This is a genomic window from Paraburkholderia mimosarum LMG 23256 = NBRC 106338 (assembly GCF_000739815.1).
GTDB classification, from domain to species: domain Bacteria; phylum Pseudomonadota; class Gammaproteobacteria; order Burkholderiales; family Burkholderiaceae; genus Paraburkholderia; species Paraburkholderia mimosarum.
On the sequence record NZ_BBJJ01000013.1, the window covers coordinates 92,790 to 118,045 of the forward strand.

The following is a 25,256-nucleotide window of genomic DNA, read 5'->3' on the forward strand; positions in this document are numbered from 1 at the left end:
GGATCGGTAGCGGTGGTGATCGCATTCGCTCAATGGGCGGCTAATGGTGCTAATGGGCGCCGGTTTCCTTCCTGATGCTCTCGATGGTGCGCGAGACGATTGCATCGGTGCCGAGCTTGCCCAGCTCGACGCTCGAATGCCGCGGATCGCCGCCATACACACCGTCCGCGGCGCCCGGCTGTGGCGCGTTGCGCAAGCTTTCGCTCCTCACCATCTGAGGTGCGACGGCAAGAAGAAGCGACGTATCCGCAAGGCCGGCGTGCGTGCCGATTTCGTTGTCCGGCACGCCGTGCTGTCGAAGGATTTGCGCGTAGCCATCCGAGCTCGTGCCGTAGTACTCCGACGGCACGAATGCGCGCACGCCCGAGCCTGCCCATGCCGAATTCAACTGGGCGACGACATGACGGATGTCCTTCTCGTAGCCGCCGTGATCGCCGAGAAAAACGATGTTCTTGAAGCCATGAATCTTGAAGCTGTTGGCCGCCGACATCAGCGTCTTCTCGAACACATCGTCGGTCACGGTGATCGTGCCGGGGAATCGCATATGCGAGGTGGGCGGCGCGTAGCTGCCCTCGGGCACATAGGCGATGACGGGCGCGACGATCGCGTTGCCGAGCCCTTGCGCAACGCGCTCGGAGAGCACCTTAACGCGGACGTTGTGCTTCCCGAGCGCGACATAGGGTCCACTCTGCTCGGTGCCGCCGATCGGGATGATGATCGTGGTCTTGCCCGCGTGAATCTGGTCGCGCAGTTCCGTCCATGTCAGATTCTCCAACTCCACCGTTGCCGGTGCTTGCGCGAAAGCAGCGTGACCAAGAGCAAAAAACACAGCTGCTGCGGCAGCTTGTCGCACCATAAGTTTCATCGCAAATCCTCAACGGATATATTGTTACGCCCACGCGAACGGAGCAGAGGCGCGTTCGCGTTGCCGAAAGCAACGGTCATGCGCCGTTCAGGGTTGACCGGGAATCTCGTGCCAACCTGCGGCATTTTGATTCACTATAAGCCCAGTTCTTCTTTCGATGATACGCCCAGCAGCAATCGGCAACGCCCTGTTCAAAGTCCGAATCGTCAATGACGAATCGATGTTTCGCGACCAATTGCCTCGGCATCCCAAAAAGATAATTGCGTTTGCTCAATACAAAACGGATTTGAGGCGATGAGTTGTGTGATTACAACTATGGGTGCAGCGAAGTGGGGATATATTTCGTGCCGTCAGAGCTAGCGCGCTTTAGCTTGCTTTTTGCGCTCTGTAAATGAGTGGATGCCCCAGAAAAGGAACGTGCATGATGAAAGTAAATCTCAACAAGGCCTTGATTGCGGCTGCTGCACTTGGCGCATTCAGCGCCGCGGCACATGCCCAGAGCAGCGTTACCCTCTATGGGTCGCTGGATGCCGGTATCGCGTATGTCAATAACGCTGGCGGCCACAGCGCCTGGCTTCAGTCGAGCAGCCTGATCTCGAACACCTATTTCGGTTTGAAGGGCGCTGAAGACCTCGGCGGCGGCCTGAAGGCGATCTTCAAGCTGGAATCCGGTTTCGATATGTCGAACGGCAAATTCAACAGCACCGGCTCGATGTTCAACCGTCAGGCTTATGTCGGCGTCCAGAGCGACAAATACGGTACGGTTACCCTCGGCAAGCAATATGATTCCGTAGTTGATTACCTCTCGCCGCTTTCGCTGGCTGGTCAGGCAGGGGTGGTCAATCTCGCAGCTCACCCGCTGAACAACGACAATATCGGCGCGCAATACTCGATCAACAATACGGTCAAGTATGAAAGCGCGAACTATGCCGGCTTCCACTTCGGCGGCCTGTACGGCTTCAGCAACGCGCCGGGGCAGTTCGCCAATGGCCGTGCCTGGAGCGTTGGCGCCGGCTACGCGGCGGGACCGCTGACGGTCGCCGCGGCCTATGACCAGACGAATACCGACACCAACGCCGCTGCCAATGCAAGCGCCGCGGCCACGGTGCCGTTGGGCGGCAACGTCAAGCGTACGTTCGGCGTCGGCGCGAACTACGCGTTCGGTCCGGGCACCGCAGGCGTGCTCTGGACGCATACCCGCATTCAGGGCGCCACGGAGGGCGGCATTAACGGCCTGAACGCGCGCTTCGACAACATCGAAGTCAATGGCACGTATGGCCTCACGCCGGCGCTGGCTGTCATCGGCACCTATACCTACACCTACGGCAAGACGACGGGCGCGGGAACGTCTTCGAGCGATCCGAAGTGGCACTCGGCGGTCCTCGCCGCGGACTACTCGCTTAGCAAGCGGTCGGACGTCTACCTGGCAGGGGCCTATCAGCACGCTTCGGGCGATGTCTTCAATAACGGTACTGTCGCCATTGCAAACACGGCCAGCATCGCTGGGCTGCTGCCCGCATCGACAACGCAGAGCCAGGTCGCTGTAACGGTCGGCATGCGCCATCGGTTCTAAGGTCGTTTCCGGAGGGGCGGAAAATACGAATCAAGACAGACGTCCACTGGCGTCGACGTGATTTTCCAAACCTCCCGTGTGCTTGCAGGGTGGCCTTATCGAGCGCGCCGGTTTATCCACCGGCGCGCTTTTTTTGTTTGCTCGAAAAGTGCGCCACTTCCGCGGGAAGGCATAACCGCAACCTGCTAAAGAAACCTAGGCAGCGGCCGTTAAATACGGAATGTCGACCCTCTGGTTCGCGGGTCGGCGAGGCGCCGTCACTGGCATTATCGGCCGGATAGAAGGCGGTTCCTCACGAACCGAACCGGGACCAGCGATCCGAAAAAGATCGGCAAAGCGATTGACGATCCCGTTGATCCAGACAGTTTGCGCGGCATGATGAGCGGCAAAGATCCAGGGAGACCGGCGAAGTGGAGTTGACGCTGCTGGCGTTGCAGGACGTCATGCTGACTGCCATGACGGGCAACCTACCGCTCGCCGACACGATGTACGCGCTGTGCAGCGAAGTGCAGCGCATCGCGCCTGAGCTTGTCGTCTCCGCACTGAGGCTGGACGGCACGCGGTGCCGTCCGCTGGCGGCGCCGGGCTTGCCGCTCAGCTACGACGAAGCCGTAAACGGCGTGCCGATCGGACCCGACGTCGGAAGCTGCGGGTCGGCCATGTTCTATGGCGACGCAGTCCTGACACGCGACATTGAAGAGGACCCGAAGTGGCGCACCCTGAAGCACCTGGTGAAACCACTGGGTTTGCGGGCATGCTGGTCCCACCCGATCAAACATCGAAACGGACGCGTACTCGGTAGCCTCGCATTCTATTTCCGCGAGCCCTGCGAGCCGAACGGCTTCCATGCGAAGCTCGCTGAAGTGTGTCTGCGCCTGTGTACGCTGGCGTTCGAATACGAGGAAACCCACGACAGCCTGCAACGTCTCGCTAATTTCGACACGCTGACCACGCTGCCGAACCGTGGCATGCTCGAACGCGAGGCGTCGCGCATCGTCGCCGAGGCCAGGATGGCGGGTTCGAGCGTCGCCGTTCTGATGCTCGACGTCGACCACTTCAAACAGTACAACGACACCCACGGACATCCGGTCGGCGACCGGGCGTTGCGCCTGATCGCGAGCCACATAGCCGAGGGTGTGGCGAGGCCCGGAGATATTGCCGGTCGCTATGGCGGCGAGGAATTCTGCGTGGTGCTCCAGGGGGCCGGTCACGTGGAGGCCATCGAGGTCGCGGAATCGATCCGGCAGGCCGTCGAAAGCGGGCAATCCGACGATCTTGCGCACCCGTGGGATGGCTTGACCATCAGTGTCGGCATAGCGGTCTTCGACGGCCATCCCGACGATTCTTTCGAGAAGCTGATCGAGCGGGCGGATCGGTGCCTCTATGAGGCCAAGCGCACGGGACGAAACCGGGTGGTAGGCCCGCGGCAGACCGATGGTCCACAGGGGTCACCGGCCTCGACACCGCGAACCGTGAATCCGGAAGTCGCTGGCGCCGGCGAACCCGAGGACGTCTCCCATCTCTATGGCGACGACCTGGCGCCGCTCATGACGGCGCTCACCGTTGCGCTGAAACCCGGCATTGGCACGCTCGTCGAGGCATTCCACGAGCATCTCTGTACGCTCGCCGACGCAGGGGAGACGATGCGAAGTCTGTCCGGGCAGGAGCGGTCTCGCCTGAAGCAGCAGCACATCGGGAACCTGGTGATGCTGGTTTCGCCGAATCTGCGTCTCGCCCGGCATCGCGCCGCCTGCCTGAAGCTGGGGCGCATCCACGCCGTCTTCGGGCTGAGCCGACGGGATCTGTCGCACAGTCATGAGGTGCTGCTTTCGCTGCTCATGCGGCGTGTCGACGCGGCCGCGCATCAAGCGTCGCTGGCGACGCTCTCCAGACGGTTGAGCCGCGATCTGACCTGGCAGATCGAAGCGTCGCGCATGGTGTGGGAAACCTCGCAGGACGTGCTGCGCCGTATTACCGAGCTGGCGTGGAGCGCGAGGAGCCACGCCGAACTGATCGGCAAGGCCGCGTCCATCATCGGTGCGCTGGATGGCTGCGTCGGCTGTTCGTTTGGACGTCCGGACATCGGCGGCCACTTCCGCTTCGAAGCCGTTTGCGGCGTGCCGCTGCAGGCCTATCTCGCGGATCTGGAGGCTTCGGCTTCCAGCCAGATCACGAACGGCGGCATCGCGCTCGGCCAGGGACCGACGGGGCGGGCGTGGACGACCGGGCGGGTCGAACGCTGCATCAACTTCGAAACGGATCAGCGCGTGGAGCCTTGGCGTGCTGCCGCGAAGCGCTACTCGATCCGTTCGAGCGTGGCGATTCCGCTGTGTCCGCCGAATCAAACGCCGGGCACGATTCTGACCTTGTACAGCGAATTGCCCGGCGGCTATTCATCGCCCGAGCAGACCGCCTTCGTGAGGCAGCTTCAGGCACTGCTGACATTTGCCGTCGTGCGCCTGGAAGGCTGGCGGCCGCGCGTCGAACAGGCGCTTCCCTGGTCGACACGCCAGCGCTGGGCGAGCCTGATCGGGACGTCTGCGCTCGAAATGCACTATCAGCCGATCAGGGATCTGGTTTCGGGCAGCGTCGCTCGGGCCGAAGCGCTGGTCCGCTTGCGCGACGGGGGCGAACTCCTTGCCCCGGGCAGTTTTTTTCCGAGCCTTTCGCGTGAAGATTTCGTTGTGGTCTACGCTCAGGGGCTGCATCAGGTCCTGGACCAGCAGAATCGCTGGTTGCGCGAAGGGATCGACGTTCAGGTGTCCGTCAACCTGCCGGCCGATGCGCTCAGCGATTCGCGCTATTACGAAATTACCCGCGAGGCGCTGCGCCAACAGGGTTGCCACCCGCAGCGCCTGATGCTGGAGGTGCTGGAGACATCGGATGCCGTTCCGGACGATGGAGGCCAGCGGGGCCTGGAGAAGTTCCGCGCGCTGGGCGTCAGACTTGCCGAAGACGATCTGGGGTCGGGCCACAGCGGGCTGGACCGTCTGTGCAAGTTGCCGTTCGATGTGATCAAGCTTGACCGCAGTCTGTTGCTGGGCATCGAGCGAACGCCCGTCGACGTGCTGAGTTCGATCTATCAGTTGACCAACCTGTGTCATGCGCTCGGCAAGAGCGTGGTGGTGGAAGGCGTCGAATCGGCGGACCTGATCGATGCCGTTGCACTGCTGGGGGCCGACGCCGTTCAGGGCTATGCGATTGCACGCCCGATGCCGGCGGCACAGTTCACGGACTGGATGCGAATCCATGCCGATGCCTACCGGCCGGCCGGCCCGGCAGATCCCTCAGGGCGTTTCGCGAGGCTGGCGAAGCTGCTGATCTGGGATTCCCATTTGCATTTGCTGTTTGGGCCCGCTCAATCGCGTGTCTATGAATTTGCGACGACTCGCCGGCCGGTTTTGCCATTCAGTTCAATCAGTGCAGCGTTGCAGACATCGCTTCTGGACGCGGCAATGCGCCACGGTATAAGCGGACCGGAATATCGGGCCGCACGAGAGAGGCTGATCGCCGCGTTGAGCGGCGAGTGATTGATGGCGGCCCGCGTGCTCGCCACGCCTGACCTCCACAGGCAGCGAAGTCCGCACCCTGTCGACTGCACGACATCGCAGATCCGATACCGAATCCAGCTTGCGCGCACCTTTCTATAATTTGCATACCGAAATATCACCAGCCGGAGCGAGCGCTGCGAGACGGACGCCGCGCTGATATCTCCTGCGTGCGTGCCCCATTTTCCTGCTCATTAGAACGGGCTCGCATTTCCCATACTGCGTCGAAGCGACGCGGGTGCGGTCGTTAATCTTTTTTTCATCGTCATCGCCATATAATTCCTCCATGGTCATAATGACTAAATGGTCGGAATGACATGCGGCACTTGCATGGTGCCGCGGCATCAGGCGTTCCTTCCTGCGCTTCACGCAATGGCGAGCGCACGGCCCCAGGTTACATCGCTTCCTTTAAGGAGATCCGCAGATGGATCCGGTGACACAGCTGACCCGAAACAACGAGATTGCGTTGAAGATTTTCGAACTGCTTCGAAAGCGCCTGAGCGAGGGGCAGGAACGTTTCGGGGCGAGAGCGCGCGAAGCGATAAGCGGTGACAGTGGACCCGTTCTGCACCCTGAGCAGTTCGATGCCTCGACTGCGTGGCGCTACGCAGTCGATGTCGCGCAGCGCTCGGTCTTGTTCTGGGACACCTTGCGCCAACGCGGCAACGAGTTCATCGAGCGCAGCGGCCAGGGATTCAAGCCGGCATTGCACTTCGACTACGACGTGGTGCTCGACGCGAGGCAGTTCGAGCGTCCGGTCAATTACGTGCTGTTGGCGATCAAGGCACCGGAAGGTGTCGAGATCGACGTGAAGAAGCGCCCTTATCTGATCATCGATCCGCGGGCCGGGCACGGTCCGGGCATCGGCGGCTTCAAGGACGATTCGCAGGTCGGCGTTGCGCTGCGCGGAGGACACCCCGTCTATTTCGTCGCGTTCTTCCGCGAGCCCGAACCCGGGCAGACGCTGCTCGACGTGTGCGCAGCCGAGCAGCAGTTCGTGCGCAAGGTGCGCGAACTGCATCCGGACAGCCCGAAGCCCGCGGTGGTCGGCAACTGCCAGGGCGGCTGGGCCGCGATGATGCTCGCCAGTTCCTCCCCCGAAGATACCGGCCCCGTCGTCGTCAACGGCGCTCCGATGTCTTACTGGAGCGGGGCATGGAACGAGGGCGAGGCGCCCAATCCGATGCGTTACGCGGGGGGGATGCTGGGCGGCACCTGGCTTTCCTCTTTAGCTGCGGATCTCGGCAACGGCAAGTTCGATGGCGCGAACCTCGTCAGCAACTTCGAGTATCTGAACCCCGCGAACACGTGGTGGGACAAGTACTATCACGTGTTCGCCAATATCGAAACGGAGCCGGCGCGTTTTATCGAGTTCGAGCGGTGGTGGGGCAGCTACTACCTGATGAACCGGGAAGAGATCGAGTGGATCACCCATAACCTCTTCGTCGGCAACCGGTTGTGGTCGGGGCAGGTGCGGGGTCCGTCCGGCAAGTCGTTCGACCTGCGCGACATCCGCGTCCCCATCATCCTGTTTGCTTCGATGGGCGACAACATCACGCCGGTACAGCAGGCGTTCAACTGGGTCGCCGATCTCTACGGCAGCACGGAAGAGATCAAGGCGCGCGGTCAGGTGATCGTCGCGTTGACGCACGGCGATGTCGGCCATCTCGGCGTCTTCGTTTCGGGCAAGGTGGCGAAGAAGGAATACACGCAGATATTCAACGTGCTGGAGACGATCGAGACGCTCGCGCCGGGCCTCTACGGCATGTCGATCAAGGACGTGAAGGGCCCGGACGGCAAGATCGAATACGACGTCTCGCTCAAGGAGTATCGGCTCGAGGAAGCCGTCGAGCATTTCAATCCGTCTTTTCAACGCCAGGACGAAAAGCCGTTCGAAGCCGTGGCCGCGGTGTCGGAGTTCAATCAGCGGGCCTATGAACTGTTCGCCCAACCGTTTGTTCAGTGGGCCTCGAACGAGGCGACCGCACGGCTCCTGCGCGATTTCCATCCGCTGCGTTTCGAGCGCTGGGCATTCTCGGACCTGAATCCGTGGCTCGCCGCGCTGGCTCCTTTCGCCGACGCGGTCAGGGCGAGCCGTGCGCAAGCGGACGACATCGAACCGTGGCGCGAGGTCGAGCGGCGCGGCTCCGAGCTGCTCAGTGCTTCGCTCGATCACTACCGAGCGGTACGCGATGCGGGCGTCGAGGCGCTGTTTTTCTCGGTGTACGCGAATCTTCTCGGGCTGCACCACTTCGGTCATCCGCAGGAGCACGGCGAAGCTGCCGCGACGAGCGCCGACCCGCGCAGCCTGCCGTTCGTTCGGGAAGCGCTGGCCACGATCAGCCAGGGCGGCTACGACGAGGCAGTCGCACGCACCGCGTTTCTGCTTGCGCCCAAGGGGCAGCCGCTGCCGCTCTCGCGCATCGAGACGGTTCGCGAACTGGCGGAGGAATATGCCGATTACCTGCCCGTGCTGCCGCCCGCGGAGTGGCGCCGCATTCGCGGCGAGCAGGAGCTCATTGCGACGTTCGAGCCGCAGCGCGCAATGGAAACGCTGCCCGACCTGCTCGCGATTCCCGAAGACCGCGACCGGTTGCTGACCTTGCTCGACAAGCTGCTGGCCGACCGGCGCGTGCTTGCCATCGAGCCGACGGAGCAGCAGCAACAGGCGATGCAGGCGATCCGTGCGGTGCTCGGCGCGCCTGCGGCGGTGGCAACGCCCTCCCGCAAGCCGCGCACGCCGCGCGTCAAGGCCTCGGCGGCCTGAGCGCCTACCAACCGTTCGCGAGCAGAGCTTCCATGGAATCCACCCACATCAAATACCGCCGTCTCATCGCTGAATGCCAGGCGCTGCCACCGCTGCCCGTCGCGGTGGCCCACCCCTGCGATGCCAGTTCGCTAGAGAGCGCGATAGACGCTGCGCGGCAGGGGCTCATCGCGCCCACGCTCGTCGGTCCGCGCGAGCGCATCCTGTCGGTCGCATCGGAATGCGGCCTCTCCATCGCCGACTATCCGATCGTCGATGCGCCGTTCAGTGAAGCATCTGCGGCCCAGGCCGTTCAGCTCGTGCGCGAAGGCAAGGCGCAGGCGCTCATGAAGGGCAGCCTCCATACGGACGAACTGATGGCAGCGGTCGTGCGCCGCGACGCCGGGCTGCGTACCGCCCGCCGTATCAGTCACTGCTTCGTGATGGACGTGCCGTCCCACGCCGATCCGCTCATCATCACCGACGCGGCCGTCAACATCGCGCCGACGCTCGAAGAGAAGATCGACATCCTACAGAACGCGATCGATCTGGGTCATGCGCTCGGGTTTCCGGAGGTGCGGGTGGCCATCCTTTCGGCCATGGAGACCGTGAACCCGAAAGTGCCCTCGACGCTCGAAGCCGCTGCGCTGTGCAAGATGGTGGATCGCAGGCAGGTGACGGGCGCGCTCGTCGATGGTCCGCTCGCGCTCGATAACGCCATCGATCCCGAGGCCGCACGCATCAAGCACCTCGATTCGCCGGTGGCGGGCCGCGCCAACGTGCTCATGGTCCCCGACCTCGAGGCGGGCAACATGCTGGCCAAAAGCCTGTCGTTCCTCGCGGGCGCCGACGCGGCGGGCATCGTGCTGGGCGCACGCGTGCCCGTGATCCTCACGAGCCGGGCCGATTCGGTCATGACCCGCCTCGCCTCGTGCGCGGTGGCGATGCTCGTCGCGCGTGCGCGGCTGGCGGCCGGACATATCGAGGGTTGATGCCATGGCAGACGTGATTCTCGTCGTGAATGCCGGTTCATCGAGTATCAAGTTCTCCACGTTCGAAGAGCGTGGGGCGGCGCTTGATCTCGTCGTACACGGTCAGGTGGATGGGTTGTATACCGACCATGCCCGGTTCGAGGCACTGGACCACCACGGCGTGCGCTACAAGAAAGAGTGGACCGCGAGCGAGGAACTGGACCATCGCCACGGGCTGGAGCAGATCGCCGTATTCCTGAGCGAGCACCGCGAAGGGCACACGCTCGCGGCCGTCGGTCACCGTGTGGTCCACGGCGGGCAGCGTTTCGACGGTCCCGTCCTCGTGACGCCCGGTGTCATCGACGAACTGGAAAAGCTGGCACCGCTAGCGCCGTTGCATCAGCCGCACAATCTCAAGCCGGTACGCCTGATCGAACAGATGCATCCGGAAGTGCCGCAGGTCGTCTGCTTCGACACGGCGTTTCATCGTACCCAGCCCGACGTGGCGCAGGCATTTGCACTGCCGGCCGCCATTACGGACCTGGGCGTGCGCCGCTATGGCTTCCACGGGCTGTCGTACGAATACATCGCGAGCGTGCTGCCCGACGTTGCGCCGGCGGCAGCGGCCGGGCGCACCGTGGTGGCGCACCTCGGCAACGGCGCGAGCATGTGCGCGCTCGTGGCGGGCAAGAGCGTGGCCAGCACGATGGGCTTCACGGCCGTCGACGGACTGCCCATGGGCACGCGCTGCGGCAATCTCGATCCCGGTGTCCTGCTGTACCTGATGGAAGAGCGCGGCATGGATGCGCGCGCCGTCGAAGACCTTCTTTATCACCATTCCGGACTGCTCGGCGTATCGGGCATTTCCGGGGACATGCGCACGCTGCTGCAAAGCGCCGATCCTCGGGCCCGCTTCGCGATCGACCTCTACGTGTACCGAATCTGCCGCGAACTCGGCTCCCTTGCTGCGGCAATGGAAGGGCTGGACGCGGTGGTCTTTACCGGTGGCATCGGTGAGCACGCAGCGGCCATCCGCGAGGGCGTGGTGCGGCGCGCGCAGTGGCTTGGCACCGAGCTGAATGCGACCGCGAATCTCGATGGTGGTCCGCTCGTGAGCGCCGCATCGAGCCGCGTGCCGGTGTGGGTCATTCCGACCAATGAAGAACTGATGATCGCGCGGCATACGCGCGCTGTCCTGGAGTAAGCCGATGTCAACCGAACAGAGCGGACTGCTCAAGGGCATGAAGGCGCTGATCACCGGCATTGCCAACGAGCATTCGATCGCGTATGGCTGCGCGAAGGCGTTCCGCGAACTCGGCGCGGACCTCGCTATCACGTACGCCACGGAGAAGAGCCGGCCGTGGGTCGAGCCGCTCGCGCAGGAATTGCAGGCCGAACTCTTGCTGCCGCTGGACGTCGCCGATGCGAACCAGTTGGAGAGCGTGTTCTCGCGCATAGGGCAGCAGTGGGGACGTCTTGACATCGTCCTGCACTCGATTGCGTGGGCGCCGAAAGACGATCTTCAGGGCGGCCTGCTGCGCTGCTCCAGCGAGGGATTTTCGCGGGCCATGGATATTTCGTGCCACTCGTTCGTGCGTATGGCGGCGCTGGCCGCGCCGCTCATGGACAAGGGCGGCACGCTGCTCACCATGAGTTATCACGGCGCGAGCAAGGTGGTGCCGAACTACAGCGTCATGGGGCCGGTCAAGGCGGCGCTCGAGGCATGCGCGCGCTACCTCGCCTACGAACTGGGCCCGCAAGGTATTCGCGTACACGCCATATCGCCGGGTCCGCTGATGACGCGCGCCGCTTCCGGGCTCAAGGACTTCGGGCTGCTGCTCAACGAGGCGGCTCACCGCGCACCGCTTGGCGAACTCGTCGACATCATGGACGTCGGCTATACCTGCGCGTTCCTCGCCACGCCGTATGCACGCAGGGTGTCGGGCGAGACGCTGTATGTCGACGGCGGCGTGAACATCATGGCCTGACGTTATACGGGAGAAGTGACATCGTGACTCAGCTTTTGCTGCAACCCATCGAGGATGCGGTATCCGACGAAGATATCGCGGGCTTTTTGAGCCACTATGGCTTTCCGCCATTTGCGGCAATCGAGCGAATTGCAGGGACGGGAGCCCGGCCGGCTGTGCTGCTCGCGTTCAATGACCTTCAGCCCGAAGCACTGCGAATCCTGCAGGCGAGGATCCATCGAGTTTTCTGGAACGAACGCACCGTCGAAGCCGTCATCATGACGGCCCGTACAGAATGAGCGGCATGGCCCGGCGCGACGCGGAACAACGATCACTCGGCGGCGCGGTCCGGACCCCGTTGTAAAGGGTCGCGCACCAAGGCACTGCCTTTTGCGCGGGCCAGCAGCGAATCTGGCGGAACGCTCAATTGGGGCAGGGGGAAAGCCATCAATCTGGCGGCGTCCTGCGGCGTCACGCCGAGCGCACACATGACTAGTCCGACCACTTGCTCCGGGTAACGACGAGACGTCCCGCCCGCGACCATGCGATGAACCGCCATCAAGCCGGCGCCGGTAACGACATCGATCATCGTCCCCACCGCGCCGCCATTGAACTGACCTCGTTTTTGCCCCGCCCTGAGGTGGCGAGGGAGGTAGTCGTACAACCCGCTGTCGCGGTTCACCAACTGCAAGCCCGCACCGGCGACGAACTGCGCAACCAGCGCGTGAGACCGTATCAGGTGCAGATAGCATCGGAATGCGGTGGCGACCTTGAGACTGGGATCGTCCTCGATGTTGGATATCGCCGCTTCTATCATCTTCACGATGTCCCGGCTCAACTCGGCAGCAAGGGCTTGAAAGAGCGCCTCGTTGGTGCGGAAGTAGTTGTAGAACGACCCCTTGGATACCTCGGCTGCTGCGACGACGTCGGCGATGACGCTTGCACCCACGCCTTTCTGTGCAAACACGATCATGGCGCTTTCGAGCAACCGCATGCGCATGCGCCGGCGACGCTCGGCCGCTACCCGGGGGCGATGATCATCGTGCGATCCTGGCATACGCAATCCTGACGAGAAGTGGCGTTTTGGCTATCGATTTTACGCGTGCTCTCGTATGAAGACGTATGCCGCGCGAACGACTCGAGTTTCGCACGCGAATTCTGCCATGGCCTACCCGCGTGAGAGAAACGGCTTGACGCCGCATGCCTGTCAGCGCATCGCGGTGAAACTTCCGTCGCGAGCAGGTCAGTTGCCGATCTGCAACCGCACATGCGCGGGGTTAGCGAGAAACGAAGGCGTGAGGCCGAAGTAACGCTTGAATGTCCGGCTCAAGTGCGCGAGATCGGAGAAGCCGGTGTCATGGGCTATTTCGGTGAGTGTCGACCCTGCGCAGAAGCGCTCTGCCGCTTTGCGCATTTTCACCCAGAGCAGATATTCGCGAATCGAACTCCCTGTCGCAGACGCGAACAGATGCGCCAGGCGGCTCTCCGACAATCCGCAGTCGCGGGCCAGTTGCGGCGGATTCGTGCGCACCGGAACGTGCGTCGAAAGCCAGGAGGCGACCGCGTCGACGCGCGCATCGATCGCGTGCGTTCTTGCGGCCAGAGGAAACAGCGCGCTCAGAATCTGCTCCGAGCCGGCGCGCATGCGTTCGCAGTCTTGTGGCTGACCCAGCGCCGCTTCGGCGGTTCCGATCACGAGATCGTCGGCCAGCCCCGATAAATCGACGACTTGCCTTCCCTTCAATACGTGCTTGAGCAGGTGGTGGGAAAAAGCGTTCGTCAATTCCAGCTGAATAGTGTAAAGCCCTGCATTGCATGCATCGATCGAGCGACTGACGTTAGGTGCAACGAGGAGGATCCGTCCCGTATGGCACTCCTGCGCCGTCGCAAGCCGCAGCGCGTCCCGGGTACACACTGCCAGAACCATGACAGGGCGCGACGTCGCCTTTGCCGCGAAGTCGGGTGAAGCGTAAATGATGCGATCCGACAAGATCGAAAGAGACGCAACTGTATTGTCCATAAACCGATTCGCTCAATCCGCCGACGCCCGAAGCCGGACACGCGGCATGGAGTGCGTCGTTAGTATTTCGAAAGAGTTTTTCGAGCTTGCCGAACCCGCGTGGCCGAGTCGTTCATGCATTTTGCACCGCGCGGGCGCGGAATTCTATCAGGCCATCGCAGAAATAAAAAAGCAATACCTCGCTTTCGAGAAAGAAGGGTTTCCCCTATGTGAAAGCAGCAGTTTCGTTCAAGTTGTTTCGTCCTTCGGGCACCCACAATGCAGGCGAGCCGCCGGAGATGCGACTCGTTCTGGCGGCCGGGCTCACACCGGAGAATGGTTGGATATCACTCGCGTCACATCCGCGATAGCAGGGAGAGAGAAGAACTCGATCATGCGTGACAACGGTCTGGTTACACAGCGCGAGTACGCACTCGCGGAGGATATGACGCTGATGTCGGTTACCGACATTCAGAGCCACATTCGCTATGCCAATGCAAGTTTCATTGCCGTCAGCGGCTTCGAAAAAAGCGAATTGATCGGCGAGCCGCACAACATCCTGCGGCATCCCGACATGCCGCCCGAAGCGTTTGCGGACATGTGGGCGACGCTGCGCGCGGGGATGTCGTGGAGCGCGCTGGTCAAGAACCGGCGCAAGAACGGCGACCATTACTGGGTGCGCGCCAACGCCACGCCGGTCGTGCGCCACGGCAAGCTCGCCGGGTACCTGTCTGTTCGCACGCCGCCGGATCGCAAGGATGTCGAAGTCGCGGACCACTGGTACAGGCGTTTTCGTGAGGGGAAAGCCGGAAGCCGCAAATTCTATCGCGGCCTCATCGTGCGAAGCGGGCTGTGCGGCTGGGCATCGGCACTGCAAACGGTGCAGTTGCGTTCGCGAATGAATATCGCATTGCTCGCTGCGGGGTCGATGCTCGCGTTGAGCGGCTATGGGCTCGGGCTTCGCGGCGGCGCGCTCGCCGGCCTGGGCGCGTCAACCCTGGTCATTCTGTCGCTCGCAGCGTGGTGGCTGGAGGCGCAGGTGTCGCGCCCAATCGAAAAGGTGCTGCGACAGGCACTTAGAGTCGCAGCGGGGCAGCCCAGCGAGGACTTGAGACTCAATCGTGTCGACGAGATCGGGATGTTGGCCCGCGCCGTCGCGCAAGCGGGTTTGAACCTGCGTTCTCTCACCGATGACATCGGCGAGCAGATAGCGGGCTTGCAGACGACGAGCGACGAAATGGTGCAAGGCAGCCTCGATTTGAGCGCACGCAGCGAGAAGGCCGCCGCGAGTCTTCAGCAGACGGCGGCGGCGATGGAGCAGATGACGGCCACAGTCGACAACAACGCGCAAACGGCCAGTCAAGCAAGCACGATCGCCGGCGCGACGAGTCATTCGGCGACGCGCGGCGGGGAGACGATGCGTCACGTCATCGACACCATGGCGACGATCATGTCGTCGGGGCGCAGAATCGGCGAGATCGTGGGCGTGATCGACACCATCGCCTTTCAGACCAACATCCTCGCCTTGAATGCAGCAGTCGAGGCTGCCCGCGCCGGTGAGGCCGGTCGTGGCTTCGCGGTGGTCGCCGGCGAGGTCCGCACGCTCGCTCAGCGCTGCGCCCAGTCCGCGAAGGAGATCAAGGCGTTGATCGGCGAAAGCGTCGAGAAAATCGAAGCAGGCAGCGGGCTGGTCGATCGCGCGGGTGTTGCGATCGACGGAATCACTGCCGACGTTGCGCGTGTTGCGTCGATGATCGACGAAATCAGCTCCGCTACCCGCGAGCAGTCCAGTTCGATCGGCGAGGTCAATCTCGCCATAGCGCAGCTCGACCAGACGACGCAGCACAATGCGGCGCTGGTCGGGCAATCGGCCGCCGCCGCGGAGAGCCTGCGGGACCGCGCTCAGCGCTTGCGTGAGGCGATGGCTGCGTTCGTATAGTCGCTCGCCTGTCGCGTCGCTCGCGGACCGGCGTCCGGGGCGATGTGAGGATCCATGGCCGACATCAGGCCGCTTATCTGAAAGCTGGTGCTTCGTGCCGCAGCAGGCATTGCTGGTGCGCACGCCAATCTCCCTTCTTTCGATGCGTGCCCGCAAGCGTACGGGCACGCATCGACGCTCTGCACACTCTCACGAAACGTTCGCATGTGCCGCCATCAGAGCCGCCTGAATTAACGCTGTAAACGTGAAATCATTAAATAATGATTTTGTAATTAATGGATATTTGCACCATTACGATGATCGACCGGGAAGCGCTTGAACCACGTTGGTGCCGGCATTCTCAATAAGAGAGCGAATACCTAAACATGATATTGCTCCATCAAAAAAAGTTTTCTCACCGGCATTTTTTTTTGCTATCTTCGATCCGCTTCAACAAAACTGACACATAGATCTGGCGGTCCGAGACCCCTGATGGCGTCCAGGCGGAAGGCAAATGACGGATAGTCGGCCGTGCTGATGGCGACGTGAAATGTATTGAGTTAGTACAACTATCGATTATAGATAAGCAAAGAAGCATTGCGGATTCATGAGCGGCCAGGAATTGCCGTGTGGGCTACTTTTTGTAATTCGTAGTGCGAATGTAATTTCGCATAAAGTCGGTTTCTGTCACGAGCGACTTGTGGTCATGGCGTGACGAGGGTTTTCTGCGGCAGGATTGGGCGTACTGCGCCGAGGGAGCGAAGGTGGTGATGAAAGTGCAAGTGGAAGCGCCAGTTCAAGGCGCGCGGTCGGGCGGAGCAGGCCGCCCGCGCGAATTCGGGCGTACGCAGCAGAATCCTGTGCGCCGCTACGGCGGAATTGGCGCAGTAATCGTTTTGCACATCGTGCTCATCTACGCGTTGGTCAATGGTCTTGCGAACAAGGTCGTGCAGGTCATCCAGCATCCGATCGAAACGAAGATCATTAAGCCCGTCGCACCGCCGCCGCCGCCCCCGCTGCCTACCGTGCAACTGCCGCCGCCGAAGTTCGCGCCGCCGCCGCCGCCTTTCGTGCCGCCTCCCGAAGTGCCGGTGCAGGCGCCGCCGCAGCAAGCGATCGCGCATACGGCCGCACCTGTGGTGAGCGCGCCTGTCACCGCGCCGCCCGCACCGCCTGCGCCGCCCGCACCCGCGCAGAAGCCGGTGAGCCACGAAGTGGGCGTCGTGTGTCCCAACTCGGATGAGATCCGTTCGTCGATCCGCTATCCGAAGGAGGCACAGGACAACGGCGTGACCGGCGACGTGCTCATTGAATTCGTGGTGGATCCGCAAGGTCACGTTACGAACGAGCGAGTGGCGCAGTCGGCCAACGACGACAGCCTCGATGCCGCTGCATTCAACGCGGTCAAGAAGTTCAACTGTATTTCGCAAGGCCAGCCGGTACGCGTTCAGGTTCCGTTCTCGTTCAGTCTCAACTGACGCCGGACTGCAGTCATCGGGTGGCGAGTCAATACCCGGATTTTTAGTTGTTCAACGGATGATTTGGAGCAGGCATGAAAAAGCGTTCCTACGCCGCACTCGCGGCAAGCATGTTGATCGCCGTAGCCACGGTCGATACCTTTGTCGCCCCGCGGCTTGCCAACGCGCAGGCTAGCGCCCCCGTGGCCGCTGCGTCGGCGCCCGCCACTGCGGCCGTCGCCGCGCCGGCACCGGCTGCGAGCGCGGACCAGCCGGCGCCGCCCCCGGCACCTGCCACCTCGGAGACGGTCACGAACCCGTACGGTCTCGGCGCGCTCTGGAAGAACGGCGACTTCGTCGCGCGCTTCGTGCTGTTGCTGCTCGTGGTGATGTCGATGGGCAGCTGGTACATCATGATCACCAAGTTCTTCGAGCAGTTCCGCGCCAACCGCCGTGCGAAGAGCGCCGACGAGCAGCTCTGGAGCGCGCCGTCGCTCGCTGAAGGCGCAAAGCAGCTCGAGGAGTCCTCGCCGTTCCGTTTCATCGCGGAAACCGCGATCGAGGCCGGCGAGCATCACGACGAAGCGCTGCTCGAAGCCGTCGACCGCAACACGTGGATCGACGTTTCGGTCGAGCGCGCGATCACCAACGTGTCCAACCGCCTGCAGGACGGTCTGGCCTTCCTCGGCACCGTGGGCTCGACCGCGCCGTTCGTCGGCCTGTTCGGTACGGTGTGGGGCATCTATCACGCGCTGACCGCCATCGGCATTGCAGGTCAGGCTTCGATCGACAAGGTCGCGGGCCCCGTCGGTGAGGCGCTCATCATGACCGCCATCGGTCTGGGCGTGGCTGTGCCGGCGGTGCTCGGCTACAACTTCCTCGTGCGACGCAACAAGGCGGTGATGGAGCGTGTCCGCGGCTTCGGCGCGCAACTGCATACGGTGCTGCTGGCTGGCGGCAAGCGCGTCGCGCGCAGCGCGCCGCGCGCCGCCGTCATGGCCGACTGAGGAGCACGCCATGGCCATGAGCGTGGGAGGCGAGGGCGACGACGAGGTCATCTCGGCGATCAACACGACGCCGCTCGTCGATGTGATGCTGGTGTTGCTGATCATCTTTCTGATCACGATTCCGGTGGTGACGCATACGGTGCAGCTCCAGTTGCCGAAGCAGACGGTCACGCCGCTGCAGACGCAGCCGAAGAGCATCGAGATCGCGGTGAATCGCGATGGTGACTTCTTCTGGTACGAGCAACACGTCGATGCACCGACGCTGCTGGCACGTCTGAAGACAGCGTCCGTCCAGACGCCGCAGCCGGAAGTGCATATCCGCGGCGACCAGGCGACGCGCTATGAGGCCATCGGGCGCGTGATCACTTCGTGCGAGCGGGCGGGAATCGCGAAAGTGTCATTCATTACGGAGCCGCCGGCGCGCGGCGGTTAAGGGGCGGTTATGGGCATGAACGTATCGTCGGGCGGCGGCAGCAGCGAACCCGAAGTGATGGTGGACATCAACACCACGCCGCTGATCGACGTGATGCTGGTGTTGCTGATCATGCTGATCATCACCATTCCGATCCAGATGCACGCGGTGAAGATGAACCTGCCGGTGGGCAATCCGCCGCCGCCGGCCGTGCAGCCGCAGGTGGTGCAGATCGACATCGACTTCGACGGCACCCTGACCTGGAACGGCACCCCGGTGCCCGATCAGGCGACGCTGGAGCGCAAGTTCGCGCAGGTCGCGGCCGAACCGGAGCAGGCGGAGATTCACCTGCGTCCGAACCGGCTGGCGCCGTACAAGGACGTGGCGGAAGTGATGGCGGCGGCGCAGCGCGAAGGCGCGACAAAGATCGGCTTGATCGGCAACGAACAGTACATGCAGTGAGGCATTCGAGAGCCATGAGCATTCCCTATCGATTCAGGCAGGCGGCGCTTGCGCTCGCAGTGAGCGGCTTGTCGACGCTAAGCATGGTTCCGACAGCGGCGCGGGCCGCCGACACGCTGCGTCCCGATGTGGCGAAGCCGCTGAACGACGCGCAGAACCTGTACCGCGCGCACCACTACGAGGACGCGCTCAACAAGATTGCGCAGGCCGCGGCCGTACCTAACAAGTCGCCGTACGAAACGTACATGGTCGAAGAGATGCGCGGCGCAGCGGCCATGGCGGCGGGCCAGAACGGCGTGGCTGCCCAGGCGTACGAATCGCTGCTCGCGAACGGGCAGCTCAAGGGCGAGGACGCACAGCGCACCACGGCGGCGCTCGCGGGCATCTACTTCCAGCAGAAGAACTATGCCCAGGCGATCAAGGTCGCGCAGCGCTACCAAAAGGCGGGCGGCAGCGACTCGCAGATGGCCACGCTGCTGATCGAGTCGTACTATCTCTCGGGCGACTACGCCAGCACGACGCGCCTGCTCAATGCGAGCGTCGAAGCCCAGGTACGCAGCGGCCATGCGCCGGACGAGGCGCAACTGCAACTGCTAGGCACCTGCGCTCAGCATGCGAACGACCAGGAAGCTTATCGCGGCGCGCTCGAAAAGCTCGTGGCTTATCACCCGAAGCAGTCGTACTGGGATGACCTGCTGCACGCGATTCGCAGCAAGCCCGGCTATCTCGGCGCACTCGATCTGGACGCGTATCGCCTGCGTCGCGCGACGGGTTCGCTCACGAGCGCCGACGACTACATGGAGATGACGCAACTGGCGATCGTTGCGGGCTCCACGGCCGAAGGCAAGCAGATCATCGATCAGGGTTTCGCCTCCGGCGTGCTCGGCCGCGATGCCGGGGCCGATCGCGAACGTCGCCTGCAGGCACTGGCCGCGAAGCGCGCCAATGCCGCGCCCGACCCGGCCAATCCCGTCGCACCGTTCGATGCGGCGTTCAATCAGGTGTATGCGGGGCAGGCGAAGCAAGGTCTCGCGACCATGGAATCGCTCATAGCGAAGGGTGGCCTCGATCACCAGGATTTGGCACGACTGCGCCTTGGCGAGGCTTACTTTGCCTCGGGGCAGAAAGCGCGAGCCGTGCAGGCTTTCAAGGCGGTGCAAGGCAACGATGGCAGCGCTGATCTGGCGCAGCTCTGGGTGGTGGTGGCGTCGAAGCCGTGAGCGCGTGAGTGAACCTCGAAAACGCGTAAAAGTTCGACAGGTGCTTAGGTATGCGTATTAAAAAGTGGCGCGGTCTGGCTCGACAGAGGTGGATGTAACGGAAGTGAAGCAGCATGAAGTTGTGGGGGCAAGTGGTCGGCTGTAAATGGAATAGCCCTGGGGAGGGCGAATCCAGGTAAAAAAGTGGCGCGATGCGACAGCGTCGTCAAATCTAATGCGGGGGTTCACGAGACCTTGCTTCGCATAACGAAGTAGACGTGACCGACGAGAGAGAAGGGGAAACTGTGAAACAAAGAGCATTGGCGGTTGCCATTCGAAGAATAATCTGGGCGGAACTGGCGTTTTCAGCGGCGTTTGCGGTACCGGCGTTCGCGCAGAGCCAGCCCGTGACCAACGGCGGCGCGGCGATCGCAGCGGATAATGCAACGGCGCCAGCGTCCGCGCAGCAGTCGGGCGCGAGCGCGCAGACGGGTGCGGACAGCACGGGCGGCGCAGCCGCCACGACGGGTGACAAAGCCACCGTCAAGCAGCTGAAGAAGTTCGAAGTGACCGGTTCGCTGATCCGGCAATCGGACAAGACGGGCTTCCAGCAGGTGCAAACGATCACCACGAAAGACATTCAGAATAGCGGCGCGACGACCGTGGCCGACTATCTGCGCACAGTCTCGGCCAACTCCGCCAATAGCTGGAGCGAAGGCCAGGCGGGCAACTTCGCAGCCGGCGCGGCGGGTATCGCGCTGCGCGGCTTGAGCGAGAAGTACACCCTCGTGCTCGTCGACGGTCAGCGCGTTGCGCCGTTCGCCTTCTATTCGAACAGCACCGACAGCTTCTTCGACCTCAATACCATCCCGCTCAACGCCATCGATCGTATCGAGATCGTGAAAACCGGCGCCGTCTCGCAGTACGGCTCGGACGCCATTGCGGGCGTGGTCAACATCATCACGAAGCATGATTTCCGCGGCCTTCAACTCGACGGCAGCTACGGCAGTTCGGTGAGCGACGGTGGCGGCAACGGCACCACGAAGTTCGGCGTTCTGGCGGGCTTCGGCGACCTCAATGCGGACCGCTTCAACGTCACGGCATCGGCGAGCGTCTATCACTCGGCGGGCTCGACGCTGGCCGACCGCGATTCCACGGCGGCGCAGGACTTCACGAACAAGCCGGGCGGCCTCTCGCTGCTCGCGCCGTCCTATTGGCAAACGGGGCCCAACACCGCACAGGCGTTGAGCGGGTGCCCATACGGCGGCTCCGTCCATCCGGCCGGCAGCAATTTCCTGGGCGCGGCTGCTGGGCTGGGCGGCACGGTGTGCGCGTTCAACACCGCCAACGGCATGTCGATCGCGCCGGAGACGACGCGCGCGAGCGCAAAGGTCCACGCCGACTTCAAAGTCGACGACACGACCACTGCCTTTGCCGATCTGTGGGAAAGCTACACCCAGACGACCACGAACGACGGTCTCTGGAACAACATCGTCGGCAGCCCGCAAACCCCGACGCTCACCTATACTCCGGGCGTCGGTCTGACGCCGTTCAACAACGTCGTTCCCGCAAGCAACCCGTACAATCCGTATGGCGTGGACACGCCGCTCACCTATTCGTTCCCGCGTACCGTGGCAGAAGAGACGTACGCGAACTTCTGGCGGGCGTCCACGGGCATTCGCGGTTCGTTCACGGTGCCGAAGTATGGGGACTGGGACTGGTCGACTGCTTATAGCCACTCGCAGAGCAACGTTTCGAACACCTACACGAACCAGCTCAATGCTGCGACGCTCAATAACATCTACCAGAACGGCACGTTCAACTTCGCCAATCCGTCGTCGACGCCGAACGGCCTGAACGGCCTGTACATGGATGCGAACAACCAGGGCATCTCGAAGCTCGATACGGTTGACGCAACGCTGGCCACGCCGAATCTGTACCATCTGCCAACGGGCGATATCGGTGTCGGCTTCGGCGCCCAGTTCCTGCACCAGAGCGAAGTCATCAACCCGGGCGCGGAGTTTTCCCAGGGCCTCGTGGCGAACCCGATGCTGCAGACCGTCAACGGCCAGCGCAACGTCGCGGCGGTGTACTACCAGATCGACGTGCCCATCATCCACAACCTGACGTTCAGTCAGTCGGGCCGGTACGACCACTACAGCGACTTCGGGGGTGCGTTCTCGCCGCGCTTCGCCCTGCGCTATCAGCCCGTCAAGGAGCTGACGATGTACGGCTCGTATAACCGCGGCTTCCGCGCGCCGACGTTCGTCGAGAACAGCACCTCGCAGACGCTCGGTATCCAGCAGTCGGCCACCGGCACGGTCACCACGATCACCGAGGGCAATCCGAACCTGCAGCCGGAACGCACGCGCAACATCAACCTCGGCTTCCAGACGTCGCCGACGCGCACGACCGATTTCGGCTTCGACTGGTACAAGATCCGTGTCGATCACGTCATCGGCGAGGCGGCTTCGCCGTCGCAGGTCGTGACGAATGCGCAAGGTCAGGTGGTTTATGAAGTGTTCCCGTACGAGAACCTCGGCTACCTCGACACGAACGGCTTCGAAGGCACCTTCCGCCAGGCGTTACCGACGAAGGCGGGCACGTTCACGCTGACGGCCGACTGGGCGTACGTGAAGGACTTCACGCTCGGACAGTCGACGGGTCCCATCAACGGTGCGGGCAACAACTTCACGATCACGCAGCCGTTCGGCGGCAGCTTCCCGCGCTGGAAGGGCAATACGACGCTCGACTGGGCATACCACGGCTGGAATGCGGCGCTCACGTGGATGTTCACGGGCCCGTACGCGCAAACGCTTTCGGTGGCGGCGCCCACGCCGGTTGCCGACAAGGTAGGTTCGTATAGCCAGTTCAACCTGATGGTCACCTACACGGGCATCAAGCACTGGACGATCTACGGCGGCATCAACAACATCTTCAACCGCACGCCTCCGTTCGATCCGATCTTTGCCAGCAGCGCGCTCGACCAGACGGGCTACGACACGTCGCTGTACAACTATATCGGCCGTTTCGCGCAGATCGGAGCGACGTACAAGTTCTGAGCGATCGGTGCAACGTAGTGAGTAGTTGATGAGGCAGGCGGCCAAGGCCGCCTGCCTCGAATGTTTCCTGTAGTGGCGAGCGACGGCGGCAAACCCCTGCCACGTCGGACAAACGAACCGTGCATCGGCCATACGCCGGTGTACGTCCTCATGCAGACAGACGATGAGATTGAAGAAGTTGAGCTTGTCACGATTGTCGCCGCATTGGTCGGGTGCGGCTTGCGCACTGGTCATGGCAGTGGGTATGGGTGCGCTTGCTGGGGTGCCGGCACGAGCGGCTACGGCGCTCGCGCAGTACGACCAGCCGAAGTATCCCGCCGGCTTCACCCATTTCGACTACGCGGAGCCCGATGCGCCCTCGAACGGTGTCTTGAGTTTCGAAAACTACAATGAGTTCCAAAGTTACGATTCGCTGAATCCTTTCCTCGTGCGAGGCGCACCCGCGCCGGACATCCAGAATCTGATGTTCGACACGCTGATGCAGCGCAGCTGGGACGAACTGGCGTCCGAATATCCGCTGATCGCCGATAGCGTTGACGTCGCCCCCGACCTGGCTTCCGCGACGTTCCATATCAACCCGGCTGCGCGCTTCTCGAACGGCGATCCGATAACGGCCGCCGACGTCAAATATTCGTTCGACACGCTCACGAGCCCTCAGGCTTCGCCGCTCTTCAATGCGCAGTTTTCGGTGATCAAGAACGCGGTCGTGGTGAACGCCTCGACAATCCGGTTCGAGTTCCGTCGCGCGGAGCGTGACGCGCCGCTCATTGCAGGCGACTTGCCCATCTTCTCGCCGAAGTGGGGGATGAAACCCGACGGCACGCGCGTTCCGTTCGACCAGCTTTCGAACGAGCCGCCCATTGCGAGCGGCGCGTATCTGATCGCCGAACGCAAGAACGACAAGCAGATTGCGTATCGCCGCAATCCCGCGTACTGGGCGGTCAATCTGCCCACGCGCCGCGGCATGTACCACTTCGAGCGCATCACGTTCAAGCTCTACCTCGACCTCTACACGCAACTCGAGGCGTTCAAGGCCGGCGATGCCGACGTGCACGTGGAAGACAGCGCGACCCAATGGGCGCGCAAGTACGTCGGCAAGAACTTCCGTAACGGCATGCTCAAGCAGACCAATTTCCCGGACGGTCCGGCACAGATGCAGGGCATGCTCTTCAATCTGCGCAAGCCGATGTTCCAGGACGTGCGCGTGCGCCACGCGCTTTCTCTCGCGTTCGATTACGACTGGATGAACCGCATGATGTTCTACGGTCAGTACCTGCGCCTGCACAGCTATTTCGAGGCGAGCCCGTTCGGCGCGACCGGCATGCCGGGCGAGAAAGAGTTGAAGCTGCTCGAACCGTGGCGCGCGAGCCTGCCGCCGGAAGTGTTCGGGCCGATGATCAAGCAGCCTACGACGCTGCCGCCCGATTCGCTGCGCGGCAATCTGCGGGAGGCGCGTGATCTGCTTGCGCAGGCCGGCTGGCATTACCGTGACGGCGCGCTGCGCAATGCCGCGGGCGAGCCCATGAACATCGAGATCCTCGACGACCAGCCGGGCATGGACCGCGTGATCCTCCCTTATACGCAGGCCCTCGCGACGCTCGGCATCAGCGCGCATCTGCGTGAAATCGACAGCGCGCTGTACCAGAAGCGCCTGGACAACTTCGATTACGACATGACTACCTGGCTCTACAGCCCCGTGACGATCCCCGGCGCGGAGCTTGCACGCCGCTTTGGCAGCGCGGCCGCCTCGGAGGTCGGCTCGGAAAACTATCCGGGCGTGCGCTCGCCGGCCGTCGACGCGCTTGTGAAAGCGGTGCAGGCCGCGAACACGCTCGACGATCTCGAGGCGGCCACACGCGCTCTGGATCGTGTGCTGATGAACGAGTACTACCTCGTGACGGAGTACTACGCGCCCAACGCACGCATCGCATACAAGACGTCGCTCGGCTATCCGTCCGTCGTGCCCGTATCGTTCGGAGCCCAGGACTGGATCGTCGACTACTGGTATCGCAAGCCGAAAAATGCGCAAGTCGCCCAGACCGCGCAAGCGGCTGCCCACTGAGGATCACC

Annotated in this window: 18 protein-coding genes; 15 read left to right on the top strand and 3 right to left on the bottom strand. The window is 62.8% G+C overall.

The window, feature by feature from the left end:
• Window positions 1-49 precede the first annotated feature (49 nt).
• Window positions 50-856 carry a creatininase family protein gene (locus tag BMI01S_RS12670; protein ID WP_407668999.1) on the bottom strand — a complete coding sequence of 269 codons (807 nt, stop codon included), beginning with the start codon at window positions 854-856 and terminating at the stop codon, window positions 50-52.
• A gap of 430 nt (window positions 857-1,286) precedes the next feature.
• Between BMI01S_RS12670 and BMI01S_RS12675 the strand changes: the two genes are divergently transcribed.
• The 7 genes from BMI01S_RS12675 (at window position 1,287) to BMI01S_RS12705 (ending at window position 11,969) form a co-directional block, all read left to right on the top strand.
• Complete coding sequence (locus BMI01S_RS12675) at window positions 1,287-2,438, top strand: porin (protein WP_407668998.1); 1,152 nt, start codon at window positions 1,287-1,289, stop codon at window positions 2,436-2,438.
• A 416-nt stretch (window positions 2,439-2,854) separates the two neighbouring features.
• The gene (locus BMI01S_RS12680) at window positions 2,855-5,968 is read left to right on the top strand and encodes a diguanylate cyclase (RefSeq protein ID WP_156123875.1); all 3,114 of its coding nucleotides are present in this window, start codon (window positions 2,855-2,857) and stop codon (window positions 5,966-5,968) included.
• 442 nt (window positions 5,969-6,410) lie between these two features.
• Complete coding sequence (locus BMI01S_RS12685; protein ID WP_028230827.1) at window positions 6,411-8,753, top strand: DUF3141 domain-containing protein; 2,343 nt, start codon at window positions 6,411-6,413, stop codon at window positions 8,751-8,753.
• Between the two features lie 32 nt (window positions 8,754-8,785).
• Window positions 8,786-9,724 carry a phosphate acetyltransferase gene (locus BMI01S_RS12690; protein ID WP_028230828.1) on the top strand — a complete coding sequence of 313 codons (939 nt, stop codon included), beginning with the start codon at window positions 8,786-8,788 and terminating at the stop codon, window positions 9,722-9,724.
• 4 nt (window positions 9,725-9,728) lie between these two features.
• Window positions 9,729-10,907, top strand: a complete 1,179-nt coding sequence (locus BMI01S_RS12695; protein ID WP_028230829.1) for an acetate/propionate family kinase — start codon at window positions 9,729-9,731, stop codon at window positions 10,905-10,907.
• A 4-nt stretch (window positions 10,908-10,911) separates the two neighbouring features.
• Window positions 10,912-11,691, top strand: a complete 780-nt coding sequence (gene fabI / locus BMI01S_RS12700) for an enoyl-ACP reductase FabI (protein WP_028230830.1) — start codon at window positions 10,912-10,914, stop codon at window positions 11,689-11,691.
• 23 nt (window positions 11,692-11,714) lie between these two features.
• A complete protein-coding gene (locus tag BMI01S_RS12705) occupies window positions 11,715-11,969 on the top strand; it encodes a hypothetical protein (RefSeq protein ID WP_028230831.1) in 255 nt (84 codons plus the stop codon).
• Window positions 11,970-12,001: 32 nt separating this feature from the next.
• Here the strand turns inward: BMI01S_RS12705 and BMI01S_RS12710 are convergent, their stop codons facing one another.
• Both BMI01S_RS12710 and BMI01S_RS12715 read right to left on the bottom strand, forming a co-directional pair.
• Complete coding sequence (locus BMI01S_RS12710; protein WP_244145329.1) at window positions 12,002-12,664, bottom strand: TetR/AcrR family transcriptional regulator; 663 nt, start codon at window positions 12,662-12,664, stop codon at window positions 12,002-12,004.
• 249 nt (window positions 12,665-12,913) lie between these two features.
• Entirely contained in the window at window positions 12,914-13,660 is a 747-nt protein-coding gene (locus tag BMI01S_RS12715; RefSeq protein WP_169745486.1) for a helix-turn-helix transcriptional regulator, read from the bottom strand.
• A 403-nt stretch (window positions 13,661-14,063) separates the two neighbouring features.
• Between BMI01S_RS12715 and BMI01S_RS12720 the strand changes: the two genes are divergently transcribed.
• The 8 genes from BMI01S_RS12720 to BMI01S_RS12755 all read left to right on the top strand — a co-directional run bounded on the left by BMI01S_RS12720 (window position 14,064) and on the right by BMI01S_RS12755 (window position 25,248).
• Window positions 14,064-15,608 (top strand): methyl-accepting chemotaxis protein, encoded by a 1,545-nt coding sequence (locus tag BMI01S_RS12720; protein ID WP_036044855.1) that lies wholly within the window; start codon window positions 14,064-14,066, stop codon window positions 15,606-15,608.
• 749 nt (window positions 15,609-16,357) lie between these two features.
• On the top strand, window positions 16,358-17,065 hold the full coding sequence (locus BMI01S_RS12725; RefSeq protein ID WP_042289379.1) for an energy transducer TonB: 708 nt from the start codon (window positions 16,358-16,360) through the stop codon (window positions 17,063-17,065).
• Between the two features lie 74 nt (window positions 17,066-17,139).
• On the top strand, window positions 17,140-18,051 hold the full coding sequence (locus tag BMI01S_RS12730; RefSeq protein WP_028230834.1) for a MotA/TolQ/ExbB proton channel family protein: 912 nt from the start codon (window positions 17,140-17,142) through the stop codon (window positions 18,049-18,051).
• Between the two features lie 10 nt (window positions 18,052-18,061).
• Entirely contained in the window at window positions 18,062-18,484 is a 423-nt protein-coding gene (locus BMI01S_RS12735; RefSeq protein ID WP_028214230.1) for an ExbD/TolR family protein, read from the top strand.
• A 9-nt stretch (window positions 18,485-18,493) separates the two neighbouring features.
• Window positions 18,494-18,925 (top strand): ExbD/TolR family protein, encoded by a 432-nt coding sequence (locus BMI01S_RS12740; protein WP_028214231.1) that lies wholly within the window; start codon window positions 18,494-18,496, stop codon window positions 18,923-18,925.
• 14 nt (window positions 18,926-18,939) lie between these two features.
• Window positions 18,940-20,145 carry a tetratricopeptide repeat protein gene (locus BMI01S_RS12745; protein WP_036044857.1) on the top strand — a complete coding sequence of 402 codons (1,206 nt, stop codon included), beginning with the start codon at window positions 18,940-18,942 and terminating at the stop codon, window positions 20,143-20,145.
• A gap of 284 nt (window positions 20,146-20,429) precedes the next feature.
• Window positions 20,430-23,186: a TonB-dependent receptor plug domain-containing protein gene (locus BMI01S_RS12750; protein WP_028230836.1), complete on the top strand. Its 2,757-nt coding sequence runs from the start codon at window positions 20,430-20,432 to the stop codon at window positions 23,184-23,186.
• Window positions 23,187-23,418: 232 nt separating this feature from the next.
• The gene (locus BMI01S_RS12755) at window positions 23,419-25,248 is read left to right on the top strand and encodes an extracellular solute-binding protein (RefSeq protein WP_244145328.1); all 1,830 of its coding nucleotides are present in this window, start codon (window positions 23,419-23,421) and stop codon (window positions 25,246-25,248) included.
• Window positions 25,249-25,256: the final 8 nt, after the last annotated feature.